Source organism: Stenotrophomonas sp. STEN035 (assembly GCF_056759935.1).
This window is the reverse complement of record NZ_JBRRDY010000002.1, coordinates 153,551-166,871: the sequence shown is the minus strand read 5'-3', so window position 1 is coordinate 166,871 and position 13,321 is coordinate 153,551. Positions and strand designations below refer to the sequence as shown.

The 13,321-nt window shown below is 54.3% G+C and carries 8 protein-coding genes; all 8 read right to left on the bottom strand.

Annotated features, from left to right (window positions below; all coding sequences use genetic code 11):
* Window positions 1–413 precede the first annotated feature (413 nt).
* Entirely contained in the window at window positions 414–1,319 is a 906-nt protein-coding gene (locus tag ACVOLL_RS01730) for a DUF6708 domain-containing protein (RefSeq protein ID WP_481511292.1), read from the bottom strand.
* Window positions 1,320–1,539: 220 nt separating this feature from the next.
* Window positions 1,540–2,451 carry a DUF6708 domain-containing protein gene (locus ACVOLL_RS01725; RefSeq protein ID WP_481511291.1) on the bottom strand — a complete coding sequence of 304 codons (912 nt, stop codon included), beginning with the start codon at window positions 2,449–2,451 and terminating at the stop codon, window positions 1,540–1,542.
* Window positions 2,452–2,671: 220 nt separating this feature from the next.
* A complete protein-coding gene (locus ACVOLL_RS01720) occupies window positions 2,672–3,586 on the bottom strand; it encodes a hypothetical protein (protein ID WP_481511290.1) in 915 nt (304 codons plus the stop codon).
* A gap of 190 nt (window positions 3,587–3,776) precedes the next feature.
* Window positions 3,777–4,700: a DUF6708 domain-containing protein gene (locus ACVOLL_RS01715; RefSeq protein WP_481511365.1), complete on the bottom strand. Its 924-nt coding sequence runs from the start codon at window positions 4,698–4,700 to the stop codon at window positions 3,777–3,779.
* A gap of 290 nt (window positions 4,701–4,990) precedes the next feature.
* On the bottom strand, window positions 4,991–5,977 hold the full coding sequence (locus ACVOLL_RS01710; protein WP_481511289.1) for a DUF6708 domain-containing protein: 987 nt from the start codon (window positions 5,975–5,977) through the stop codon (window positions 4,991–4,993).
* A 30-nt stretch (window positions 5,978–6,007) separates the two neighbouring features.
* The gene (locus ACVOLL_RS01705; protein WP_481511288.1) at window positions 6,008–9,508 is read right to left on the bottom strand and encodes a T6SS effector BTH_I2691 family protein; all 3,501 of its coding nucleotides are present in this window, start codon (window positions 9,506–9,508) and stop codon (window positions 6,008–6,010) included.
* The gene (locus ACVOLL_RS01700; protein ID WP_481511287.1) at window positions 9,501–10,472 is read right to left on the bottom strand and encodes a DUF4123 domain-containing protein; all 972 of its coding nucleotides are present in this window, start codon (window positions 10,470–10,472) and stop codon (window positions 9,501–9,503) included. The genes ACVOLL_RS01705 and ACVOLL_RS01700 overlap by 8 nt, the downstream gene beginning before the upstream one ends.
* Window positions 10,469–13,198 (bottom strand): type VI secretion system Vgr family protein, encoded by a 2,730-nt coding sequence (locus ACVOLL_RS01695; protein ID WP_481511286.1) that lies wholly within the window; start codon window positions 13,196–13,198, stop codon window positions 10,469–10,471. Before ACVOLL_RS01695 ends, ACVOLL_RS01700 begins: the two co-directional genes overlap by 4 nt.
* Window positions 13,199–13,321 lie beyond the last annotated feature (123 nt).

Below are 13,321 nucleotides of genomic sequence, written 5' to 3'. Positions count from 1 at the left end.
ACCTCCAAGCCCTCGGGATGCACACGCAATACGGCGTCAAACGCAACAGGATCAACACCTAGCGACACCGAATGATCCGCCGGGAGAACCCGATAAGGAGCGCGTGCGCGTTATCTCTGGAAAGCACAGGACTGAAAGTGACCTCAGGCTCTACCTGACTCCAGACGGCTACCGTTGTTTCCTTCAATGCCATGACTGATCGCTACTGTAAGCCAACTTCGCCTGAGGACCACAGGAAACGAGGTCACCGTCACGCAGAGCTCTTGGCGAGCCGACAAACTGAGCGGATCCTGGCGCGCGGAGGGATCTTGGCTCCGCGACTACGACGAAGAGATACTGAGAATCCGAATGAGTGCTGCTGCCGCAACATTTTACAGATCTGCTCAAATCCATGCTCGCAGCGATAATTGTAATCACTGGCGGCGCTTCGCCTGGACCAGCTGGTCAATTGCATCCTGGTCCAAGGCGGGTCCACCAGCTTCTTCGATAATCTCTGCGGGAAATTCTGGAACGCGGGATAGATCCGTTGCGCGCAATTTATCGCCCGGCTGCAGCGGCGGACCATCTTCTTCCATGTATTGCCGTATATGCTCCCACAACGCCAACTGCGTACTGTCGAAACCGTTGGATTGAACACCCAACTGGATCAGCTGCTCCACTTCGTTCATCGTCCCTTCGCGGATGGCAAGCAGGCCTAGTTCAAAGCCTTCTGACGCAAGGTTCGCACCCCGGAAGTAGATGTAATTATAGATCCGCGCTCGAATCTGATCGTCCCATCCGTACGCGACCGGGGCGCCATGAGAGCCACTCTTCCAAAACTTAAAAAACCCTCCCTTTAAGTAAGGAAGGATATAGACCAATCTTTTTTCCTTATTGAACAGCACAGGGTCATCCAGCGAATTCTTTGTCGCCAGACGCCAAAAATAGGTCCCAAAGCAAAAAAAGAAATATGAAGCGAACCCGTATGAAACCACAAGCAAAGCGATATCTGGAGAAAAAGAGGCGCCAATGAATGCCCAAAGAATTAAAACAAAAACATACAACCCTATGACCCACATAAAGTACGCAGAGAACTTCGACCAACTCACATTCTTCGAATATTCACCACGAACAGTACCGATCTCCAAGCCGCAAGGATGAACTCTCAGCACGGCATCAAACGCAACAGGATCAACATTAAGCGAATCCGCGTGTTTCGACGGAAGGACACGATAAGGAGCGCGCCGCGCGTGCGCGTTATCTCGAGAAAGCGCAGCACTAAAAGTGACCTCAGGCTCCGCCTGATTCCAGACGGCTATTGTTGTTTCCTTCACCGCCACGATCAACCGCCACCTTCAGCTAGGTTCGCCTGAGGACCACAGAAAACGAGGTCACCATCACGCAGAGCTCTTGGCGAGTCAACACGCTGAGCGGATCCTGGCGAGCGGGGGGATCTTGGCTCCTCGACTACGACGAAGAAATACTGAGAATCCGAATGAGTGCTGATGCCGCAACATTTTACAGATCTGCTCAAATCCATCCTCGTAGTCGTAATGGTAATCACTGGCGTCGCTTCGCCTGGACCAACTGGTCAATTGCATCTTGGTCCAAGGCGGGTCCACCAGCCTCTCCGATAATCTCTGCTGGAAATTCCGGCACGCGGGAAAGATCCGTTGCGCGCAATTTGTCACCTGGTTGCAACGGCGGGCCGTCTTCTTCCATGTACTGCCTGATGTGCTCCCAAAGCGCCAATTGCGTACTGTCGAAACCGTTAGATTGAACACCGAGCTGTATCAAGTTATCAACTTCGTTGGCAGAGCCCGCGCGAATGGTGAGCAAGCCTAGCTCAAACCCTTCGGACGCAAGATTTCCGCCACGGAAGTATATGTAGCTGTAGATCCTCGCGCGGATCTGATCACTCCATCTGTACCGTGTCGCCTCGCCATATCGACCTACCTCCCAGAACCTAAAGAACCCTCCCCTTATATATGGCATCACGTACACAGATTTCGACGCTCTGCAGAACAAAACCGGATCATCCAGCGATTGATAGTGTGCAGATCGCCAATACATGAATCCCATGCAAAACATTCCGTACGCCAAAGAACCGATTAGCGCCGCGTACGCAAGAGAGGCCACATTGACCGACGCGCCGATCCGACCGACAACCAACATAAAAATTACGAAAGAAAGCGCGCTAACCGACCACATAGCAAACGCTGAAAACTTCGTCCATTTCAAATACTTTGCATATTCCCCTCGTACAGTACCGACCTCAATTGCCGCCGGATACACTCTCAAAATGGCATCAAAAGCTTCTGGATCGACGTCTAAAGACTTACCAAAATCCGTCGGCAAAACTCGATACGGAGCCCTGCGTGCGTGCGCGTTATCTCGAGAGAGCGCAGCACTAAAAGTTACCTCAGGCTCCGCCTGACTCCAGACGGCTACTGTTGTTTCCTTCACCGCCATGACCAACCGCTACCGTCAGCGAGGTCCGCCTGAGGACCACAGAAAACGAGGTCACGATCCACCCGAGCTCCTGGCGAGTTGACACGCTGAAAAGGTGCCAGCGAGTGGGTAGGTCTTGGCTCCGCGATAACCCCCAAAAAAAGCTGAAAATCTGGGGGAGTACTGCTAACGCAACGTTTTGCGGACCCGCCGAAATCCATGCTCGCAGCCATATTGGTAATCACTGGCGTCGCTTCGCCTGGACCAGCTGGTCAATTGCATCCTGGTCCAAGGCGGGTCCACCAGCTTCTTCGATAATCTCTGCGGGAAATTCTGGAACGCGGGATAGATCCGTTGCGCGCAATTTATCGCCCGGCTGCAGCGGCGGACCATCTTCTTCCATGTATTGCCTGATGTGCTCCCAAAGCGCCAATTGCGTACTGTCGAAACCGTTGGATTGAACACCGAGCTGTATCAAGTTATCAACTTCGTTGGCAGAGCCATCGCGAATGGTGAGCAAGCCTAGCTCAAAGCCTTCTGACGCAAGATTTGCTCCACGGAAGTAGATATAATTATAAATCCGCGCTCGAATCTGATCGTCCCATCCGTACGCTATGGGTGCACCGTGCGAACCGCTCTTCCAGAACTTAAAAAAACCTCCCTTTAAGTATAGAAGGACATAAACCAACTTTGTTTTTTTTATAAACAAAACTGGATCGTCAAGCGAACTAATTTTGGCCTGCCTCCAAAAATACGATCCAAAGCAAAAAAGGAAATATGCAGGGAATCCAAAAAAAAGCAGCGTGAAAACCAAGCTAATCGTGACCGAGAGCCTGGCTTCTTCTATCAGCGCCATTATAAATAAAATCAGAAAGAAAGCCCCTACTGCCCACATAAAGTACGCAGAGAACCTCGACCAACCGACGTTCTTGGCGTACTCGCCACGAACCGTACCGATCTCTAAACCTTTCGGATAGACCCGCAACACCGCGTCAAACGCTACAGGATCAACATCCAGAGACACTGAATGATCTGCTGGAAGAACACGATAGGGAGCGCGTCGCGCGTGCGCGTTATCTCTGAAAAGCACAGGACTGAAAGTGACCTCAGGCTCTACCTGACTCCAGACGGCTACCGTTGTTTCCTTCAATGCCATGACTGATCGCTACTGTCAGCCAACTTCGCCTGAGGACCACAGGAGACGAGGTCACCGCCACGCAGAGCTCTTGGCGAGTCGACAAGCTGAGCGGATCCTAGCGAGCAGGGGGATCTCGGCTCCTCGACTACGACGAAGAAATTCTGAGAATCCGAATTAGTGCTGATTCCGCAACATTTTACAGATCTGCTCAAATCCATCCTCGTAGTCGTAAAGGTAATAACTGGCGTCGCTTCGCCTGGACCAACTGGTCAATTGCATCTTGGTCCAAGGCGGGTCCACCAACCTCCCCGATAATCTCTTTTGGAAATTCCGGCACGCGGGAAAGATCCGTTGCGCGCAATTTGTCACCTGGTTGCAGCGGCGGGCCGTCTTCTTCCATGTACTGCCTGATGTGCTCCCACAGTGCCAGTTGGTCTATATCGAAGCTATTAGCCTGCGTGCCCAGCGGGATTAGCTGCTCCACTTCGTTCGCGGTTCCATCGCGGATAGCGAGCAGCGCCAGCTCGAACCCCTCCGACGCCAGATTCGCCCCACGGAAGTAAACATAATTGTATATCCGCACCCGAATCTGATCATCCCAGCGATAAGCAACTGCCGGTCCGTGACGTCCACTCACCCAAAATCTAAAAAAACCACCGGTTATATAAGGCCTCACATAAACCATCCGAGACTTCCGACTGAACAAAACCGGGTCATCGGTGGCTTGATATAAAGCGGACCGCCTAAAGACCATTCCAACACAAAGACAAAAATATGCAATTGCTGCTGAAAACGAAATACCGACGAGGGACCCCGCAAACAATGACTCAAGCGCACTAAAGGCAGCGAACGCGCAGAAAATCAAGAACGCTATAGCCACAGCCTTCGACCACCGCGTTTGCGCGGCGTACTCGCCTCGAACAGTTCCCACCTCAAGCCCAGATGGGTAGACGCGCAGAACTGCACCAAGCGCATATGGATCTACCTGCAATGAAACCTTAAAGTCCGAAGGAAGTATTCGATAGGGAGCTCGCCTTGCGTGAGCATTGTTCTTTAACAGCTCTGATGAAAACTCAAGATCAACCTCTGGCCGCCTCCATACATCCACCCAAGTTTCCTTCAGCATATCCACCTCGATCAATTTGTCATCCTCATATCAATCTCAGCCTCACCTTCAAATCCTCCACTACTCCCATTCGTCCTTTAGACGTAAACCATCGCATGCAGCTGATTGAGTTTTCGCACTCTAACCGTGCTGGTTTTCAACATTTCAACCACACTCGAGACGTCTTAACTTTGGCGTACATCAGTCCCCTGAGGCTGGGTCACTTCGAACCCATGTAATGGTGCCGCAAGGAGCGTTCTCCGTTAGTTGGAAAGACCAGCCATGTCGATTTGACGTGATCCAATCGCGCAATCACATCAGCTACGGCCAACTTTGTGCTGAACTTTTTTACCCTTTCGTCCCGTTACCTCATGAATTGCGGCAGCGGCAACATCGTCAAAAGGACCTGCTCCAACTGAGAGCTTGACACTCTGCGGCCACTCAGGTGCTCGCTTGAACCTATAGCTTGCATACCGGCACAAGCCAGCATACGCGGTGAGGGGAAAAGCAATCAGTGCTATCACGCCAAGCATCCAGATCAACGGGCCTTTACGCCAGTTCACCCCGCACCCAGGCCCTATTAGCGGCTGTCCAATCGTGAGCGATTCCCAGAAGCCAGTACCAAAATCTTTAAAACGGTACTCACCGGGCGCCCAAACAGGTCCTTGCTTCTCCATGAGGCGGCGAACATATTCCCAACGCTCAATAGCGCCACTAGTATCGCCGTAGCCGAAGGTGGGCCCGACGCCAACGCGCTGGATCTCGACAGCTCCTCCCGGCTCGCTCTTGATCGACAGCACCAACGAACACTCCCGCCTGGGAATCTGCCCCGTGAAGATCGTGAAGGAAACAATCTCTGCTTCAACGCAGTCCCAGTCAAAGGACTGCACTTCGCTTTTTGGCCGACCAAACAGATTCCATCCCAGTTGCCACCATGGCAGACCCAATGATTTGAATACATGAACCTGTCCTGATGATCGGTCAAACAGCACTGGCTCGTATCGATAACCTACCCAGTCGATCTGAATAAACAAAAAAGCGACAAAAAGCAAAATGAAATCAAACAGCATCGACCAAGATGCACCAACTTTTATTGACAAATAAATACCTAATACCACGGCGAAAAGCCCAATAATTCCTCCGCTACTTAAGTAGCCGCGCATTACTCCAATCTGATCAGCAAATGCCAGACCATTCTCATAAACTTCTATAACTGCCCCGTGCGTGGCGGCTTTGACGGAAGCCTGCTTGACCCGAGGAGGCAACTGGATTGTAGAAGTGCCATTTAATTCTTCAATATTCATTATTCACCAAACTGCGAAGCACATTTATTTTCAATCCTTTTCCCAAACCTCGCCTCGTGCAATTGCCGCCCCTCCTTTCTTTTCATGCAGCGAATAGATCAACCTCACAACATTGAAATTACTAGGAACATCCTGCCCAATAGTTGCAAAATGGATCGATCCGTTCTCCACATCTTGCTGGAAAATCAGGGGAGCCGTAGCACTACTTCCGAAATCAACGCCCGAAGCAATACGCTCTGTCGACAAGTTCGGCATCCTCTCATATCCCTCAAGTCGATAATGAACTTCCTGTTCGGCCAAGTTCAAATTTCCAATCGTTATTGTTGCGCGGATAACATCACTGCTCAAAATGTTATCCTCCCAATTATCGATGACAGCGGAAATCCCAAGCGCAAGCGCCCCCAAAGCGAGGATCTCATCATTAATTCCTTGACCAGACCAAGCATCCTCATCGGCCATTGCTGGTCCGCCGAATCGTCCCTCGGTTCGCTCATGCTTTCCGAAGAACGAGCGATCTAGGAACTTCTCGTTCTCGTCATGTTCCAGGCTGGCGGCGTAAAGCGCCCATGCGACCCCTATGATCAGCAGCACCACGCCGATCCCAGTTAGGCTTGCCCCCACGAGAGCACCTAGCGAACTTCTAAGTGCTACGCCACCCAATATCCGCAAGGCGACTTGCTCTCCAACCCTAGCAGCGACGACCGCCTTCCAAGTCAGAAGCGACCCACCCACCATCGTAAAACCGGAAGCGATAAGGAGTTTCCCCGCAATACGATAGTTGTGCTCCGCCTCTATCTCGCCCCTTGCTTCAGCTCTGAAGGCGCTAATGTATGCAGAGACTCCGCTCATCAATGTTCCGACACCAGCCGATATCCCTGCCAGCAACCGAAGCATGAGAGCCCGATTCACATTAACCGCGAGGACAGATGCTCCCACTGGTGCGGCTTGCCGCCCTGCTGCTTGAAATGCGAAGGCACCTATTTCAAGCACTCCACTCACAGTCCCTGAGATGCCGCCGACTACGTTTACCGCGGCATCGGCGAAATTGAATCCCGATGTCCTACCAATCTTCTGAATCGCATCCCAAAACTGGCGCCCTGAAAGAACTGCGCCAAACACAGAGAATCCAACCTCTCTGTTGACAAACGCTCCCCACATTCGCGGCCGGTAGATCGAGTTGCCTTTAACCAGTCTTGATGCGACGTCCGCAGGAAGCTCCAAAAAGCCTTGCGCCTGACCAATGTTGTACAATTGAACCGTTCCCTGCTTACCCTTTGCCCCAATCAACAGGTCTTTTTCGACAATAAGCGGAACTGTAATCTCCGCCTGAAATCCAGGGTGCCTACTTAGCTTCTCTAGCATCTTCTTAGAGCTGGCATTGGCCTGCCGCGATGCGGTTCTGTCTCCAACTTTTCGACCACTCAATTCAAAAGCACCGGCGGACGCGGGATTGCCACCAGTAATGGCATCAAGGTACTCGCCCACTTTCATCTTTACATTAACCGAATAATGCTGCTTTTCTGAATCGATAAAATCCCATAACGCTGCTGCTCTAACCCAAACGATTTCGCGGCCTGATATCTGCTCAATTGCTGCTGCCGCGGCCGCCCCACCTTTTCCAGACGCGGCTTTAAGAGCACGACTTTTGCTCTCGTTTGCAACCTGCTGCATCCCCGTCACCAAGCTTTCAGCGGCCATCACAGCGGACTGCTGATAGGCTCGGAACTGCTGCCACCATGATTTCGGCAACATTGCACCGCCAACGATTGCAGAGTAAACAGTTCCCGCATTTCCTGGCGAAATTGCACTACCGAGCAGATCGAAACCTGTAAGCAGCGCACCCGCAAACCAATTTTTTGGATCTGATGGATCGAGCTCAAAAAAATCATTCAGCAACTTGTATGAGCTCTCAGAAACGGCACCACCGCCATATAATGACTCTGCGGCCCGGAGACGCGCCACCGCGTCGATCACCGACTGCGCGACTTGAATCCCGTCCTTTGGGTTGCCGGGCGAACAATTCACACCGAAGTCATTTGAAAAGATAATATCTGGCCAGGTTCCTTTTGCGAACTTCACCAAGTCATCGTCAATTTTTTTAATTGTACTTTGCCACGCATCTTCTTGCGCCGCGTACAATAAATTGAACGCACCGAGCGCACTAACATCAAGTCGTTCGCGGTACCGATTCAACTTCTTCTCTGCTCTTATGCCGCCATGATAGTTAGCATTGGCAGCATAGAATTCATCCGAAAGTTGCACATACCCGAGGCGCTCCGATTTCCAATTTGGATCGTAATCGCGAGGCTCAAGTGTCTCCGAAAATTTCGAAGTAGTCATTCGCGGCTTTCCCGATACGGGGTCCGAAAATGGCACCCACCGGGCCCGATGATAGGCGTTCAATCCTTTGTTCTTCTTGAGCGGCTGATTAACATCGTGGCCGTGGCGACGCTGAAAGTCTGGCTCCGTTAGCAGGCCGCCGCCCTGCGAGTGCATCATGTCACCCGCAGCCTTCAGGCTGTCTGCGGTCTGCTTACCCTCCCATTCAGCCCGTTGATGAACCCAAGCCTCGATATACGTAACATGAGTAGCGGACTGACGCTTCCAACCCCGAAGCCTATCGATATCTTTGCCTTCGACAGTAGCACCACCTGCTTTCCACTCGTCATACCTTTGCTGCGCCAAGAAGCGCAAGGCATTGTGGTCATCAGCCAACCCAACTGGATCAGGTATCACCAGCGCGACACCTTTCCTGGAAGGGACACCGCCCGACGCAGCTGCCATTTCCAAAGCCAACGTAGATCGTATCGCAGACAGATCCAACACAGCCCGGGGGCTGAATTCATGCAGACGCTTCTGAAACTCAGGAGAAGTAAAATCAGCTACCCCACGAAGCGAATCTTCAGTGACCATCATGCCAAAACCAACCGTTCTTCCTGAGCCGACGTCACCTCTAGCAGCGGCCGCCACGTCTAGTTCAGTCATTCTTAGCATCCGGCAACCTTCTGCATTGCTCTCATAGCGTTGCCGAACTTCTTTTGACCAGCGATGTTGGCTGAATGCGATCCACACCTTATCTAATGTCGCATCCAGAGTTATGAAACGTGGCTTCATATTGCTATGCCCTTCTCGACGGCATTTGGTCAGAAGCTCTCCATCCGGAGAATCTGGCAGCGCGTCTACCGGGGTCCTATTGAGCATTCCATCAACACCTACCACATACGCATCCCACGTGTTGTCGGGTTTATAGATGTACAGGTAACCTGTCTGCAGGGTTCGCATGTAGTACCAAGTCGCGGACTCGTCAGTTGCATTAAGTGCCGCACCTAGTCTAGCCAGCTCCGCGGACGCAAGCGGATCAGATTCGAGCCAGGTGTTCATGTAATTTGGCGCAGGAGCGAAACAGATCGGCAGAATCGCAAGGCCGATTTTGCCTGTGCAGTTACGACACTTTCCTGGCATCTCGCCCTTAGCATTCGCTGCAGCTCGTATCGCGCCGGAAAGGTTTTGCGACCCCTGTTTCTCAGTCATGACGAAATCCCTGCCCTAGGCTATTTTTCTCCGCGAAACAGCGGATTTCTTGCAATTTAGTGTTCTCTAGACGAGCCATACATGATGCAAAACATCCTATTTTCATCGCACCATCTAAAACAGCCTGAGAAACATATGGATGCTTGACAAATTCCGAGCCAAACAAGAAAAAACAGGTCGCGTAAACCAAACAATCCTCTTGCGACACCAAACCTTTTGATTGCGCCTCGGCCAACGCAGCATCCAGCTGTCGGTCATCTGGCAATAGGTTGCCCACCCACGCTTTTGCCTGATGCCGTAACTGTTGCAACCATGCCACCCGCTCCAACGCTCTCTGCTGATCTGCAGATAGTCTGAAACCATCTGCACCCACGTGATCTCGCGGCGTTCCAACCATCACCTGAAAACGCCCATGCGAATCGAGAAACAGCCATTTTGATAGTGGCGAGATCAATGCAGTGCGTTGCTGTAGATCAAGGACGCCTTGAAGCTGAGCCATAACTCGAGGGTCAAAATAGCGAAAGTAAAGTGGTTTTTCACCAGATCGAACGATGGTCGCATTCCGACCCAGCACTCTAGCCAAAGCTGCCCCATCATTTATAGAGTTGATCGGAATAGGTAGCCATGCACAAACCGATCTTGCTCCACGACTCTCCGCCATACCTGCTACGCACTCCCGAGCGGCGATTGCTAGAGATGCACTTACTACTCGCTCACTATTCCGCTCATCATCAATCCAGAGGAGGTACGGTACTTTCTTAGCATCAATATCTGGGTGCGCAATTTTAAGAAAATTTGGCGAAGCATCGCTTGAGAGGTACGGAGCGAATTCGCACCAAGGGTCCCGTATTGCCGGATCAACTAGCACTGCAAGGGTATGCGTCTTGGACAGATCTAGTTCGAGCCTAAGCGACAACGTCGCCTGCTCAGCGATCTCTTCGGAAGAACATAGAGCAACACTCATACCAGAGCTGCGCCTGAAATGGCTGCTTCACGAATTCGCTCAGCGCATCCTTTACCCTCGCCGTTTGGCACCTCTGCCGCCGCACTCACACTGGCCGGCCCCACCCAATCCCTCTGACTCGCCTTGAACTCAATCTTCCCAGGCGCGCCCAGCTCGATGTTGTCACCTTCAATCCGGATGTAAGCACCCGCCGCAGTAGCCAGCAGATGCTTGCTTGGTGCCGCCAGTTCAATATCGGCTTCGGTGCTGGCGATGCGGACGTTGGTCTTCGCGGCGATCGTGGCCTGGTTCTTGTGCGCGCGGGCGCTCACCTTGCCTTGGGCTGCATGCAATGCGATGCCGCGCTCCTGATTGGGACTGTCTTTGCTGCCTTCGCTGCCCACCGTATAGAGCACCAGGCCTTGCGCGACTGCTAGGCTCAACGAGCCTTGCGTCATCCAGTTCAATGCCACTCCACTGCTTAACAAGGTGTGGGTGCCACTTACCCATGCTTGGTCGGCCGGGGTGAGGCTCATCACCCCGGCTACGCCGCTACCGAGTAGTACGGGCGCGCTCCAGCCGGGCGCTTCGCCGTCGCCGCCATTGATGCTGCCGGCGCTGCTGCCAGTGTGGGTTGCTTTCAGCTGCTCCTGCAGTTCGGTCAGGGTTTGATCGATGGGCAGTTCGGCGGGGTCTTTGGGTAACTGCGCGGCTTGATCAGTCGCGGAGTCGGCCAAGCTTTTGAGCAGGTCGTGACCTTGCTGCAACTGTGCGATGGCTTGTGGCGCTGCCATCTGCGGCGTGCCCTCCTCCGTTGTCAGCAGCAGGCCACGGCCGGCGCGTAGGCTGCCGTGTGCTTGCGTTGAGAGCTCCACGCCGAAGCCACGTTCGCCTTCGCGCACGTTGTCGTTGCCGCCCTTTAGATGACCGAGGGTCAGGGTGGTGTCGTGTTGGGTTGTCGACAGCTGGGCGCGGCCCTGCCCCGGTGTGTCGTCGAAGCGCAGCTGCTGGTAGCCACCGGTGCCGCTTTGGCTGTCTGCCAGTGCCTGGCTCTTGAAGCCGGTGTACACAGCGGCGTGGTCATTGCCTTCAAACCATGCAGCGGCATTACCGGTGGCGTTTGCGCCGCCGTTGTTCAACTGATTGTGCTGTGCATCCTGTTGGCCGCGACCGTTGTAGAGCGCGCCGACTATCACTGGTCGGTCGATGTCGCCTTCCAGAAACGCGACCAGCACTTCCTGGCCGCGACGTGGCAACACCACGCCGCCCCAGTTGTCGCCGGCCCACGGGGTCATCACGCGTACCCAGGTCCAGGCGTTGCCGCCGGCGGGTGCGTTGTCATCGCCGGCTGGGTGCGCCAGACCGTTGCTGGCGCTGCCGCCGCGCTGCCACGGGAACTGCACCTTGATGCGGTGGTCGCGATCGGACAGCAAGGGGTCGCCGTCACCGACCACGATCGCGCTCAAGGTGCCGGTAATGCTGGGACGCGGGTGCAGGTGCACGCCGTGACCATCTTCGGTCTGCGGGCGGTAGGTTGCCTTCGCCGGTATCACCACGAACTGGTTGTCGTAGAAACCGGTGTCGATGTCGTTGCGCTCGGCGCCGTTGGCGATACCAGCCAATGCGGTTGGCAGGGCAAGTGCACGCTGATTGATCGGGCCGAGCGTCTGTTCCAGTGCATCAAATACGTCGGCGTCCAGATTGTTGCGGGCCTGGTGCCGCACCGAGATACAGAGGAAAGCGGTATCGCCAGCCACCTGTGGGTGCTGCGACAGTGTGTGCTTTGCGCCCGGCGCGAGTGCACGCCATTGCCCGGCGCCTTCGATCAGATGCGCGCGCACCCGCAGTGCGTCCAGATGCTGCTGTGCGCGGCGCTGGCCACGGGCATTGTCCTGCCAGCCGTAGGGCCCGCTGGTGTCCTGGTCGATGATGCCGAGATCGCTGCCCTGCTCTGCTTGCGCGCTGGCCTGGCGACGTTCGAGGCTACGGTAGTCCCAGGTTGCACGCTCTACCTTGGGGGTGCACCAGCTGCGTCGCTCCTGCCACTGCTGGATGGTGTCGCTGCGCTCGCTCTCATCTTTGCGATGGAAGCGCACGCTGCCCAGATCGGTGACGTCGTGGCTATGATCGGCGAGCACCAAGGTGTGCTTGCCGAAGGCGGATGCGTCCGCGTCGCCTTCGTGCTCGAACCAGTAGAAAATGCCTTCTTCGGCCAGCAGACGCTGCACGAACGCAAGGTCGCTTTCTTGATATTGGGTGGTCAGGCTGCGCTTGGCGTATTGGCTGGCATCGGTGAGCCCCCAACGCCACTCGGGCGCCAGTGCACCGTAGTCCGCGAAGATGTCTTCGACGATCTCGACCACGGTCTTGTCGTGGAAAACATAGCTGTCCACGCGCTGTGACAGGAACGCCAACCATGGCTGCAGACGCAGGCGATAACGGGCGAGCCCGCCATTGCTGCCAATCCGCTCCGCCGCCGTGATGCGGCCATGCAACGGCCGATGGCTGCCGTCAGCCTGCTGAAGTTGCAGCAGTGCCGGCTTACCGATCATGGGTTGCAGCTGCAGGCCTGCATCGACCGAGAGCGCGGTGATGGTCCATTGAAAGCCGATGCCATCGATCTGTTCGACGCCATCCAGGGTTTCCGCAATCAACACCTCGCTGCCCAGCACGGTATGCAGCCGCAGGAAGCGCTGTGTCTGTGCGGGCCCGGCCAGGGCTGCCAATACGTTGTTTACCAAATCCATGGTGTGACCTGCCTTCATGGGGCGTAGTGCGCACTACGGCCCGGACTGAAAACTGCTGGATGCATCCGTTTGTTGCCGTCCATCCCGGCGCCCGCCGGCACCGGAATGACGTTGTTACCGTCG

Bases quoted from the DNA above. Each gene is read 5' to 3' on its own strand.
- ACVOLL_RS01710 (WP_481511289.1), bottom strand. From the start codon at position 5,977: ATGAATATTGAAGAATTAAATGGCACTTCTACAATCCAGTTGCCTCCT.
- ACVOLL_RS01705 (WP_481511288.1), bottom strand. From the start codon at position 9,508: ATGACTGAGAAACAGGGGTCGCAAAACCTTTCCGGCGCGATACGAGCT.
- ACVOLL_RS01720 (WP_481511290.1), bottom strand. From the start codon at position 3,586: ATGGCATTGAAGGAAACAACGGTAGCCGTCTGGAGTCAGGTAGAGCCT.
- ACVOLL_RS01695 (WP_481511286.1), bottom strand. From the start codon at position 13,198: ATGGATTTGGTAAACAACGTATTGGCAGCCCTGGCCGGGCCCGCACAG.
- ACVOLL_RS01725 (WP_481511291.1), bottom strand. From the start codon at position 2,451: ATGGCGGTGAAGGAAACAACAGTAGCCGTCTGGAGTCAGGCGGAGCCT.
- ACVOLL_RS01700 (WP_481511287.1), bottom strand. From the start codon at position 10,472: ATGAGTGTTGCTCTATGTTCTTCCGAAGAGATCGCTGAGCAGGCGACG.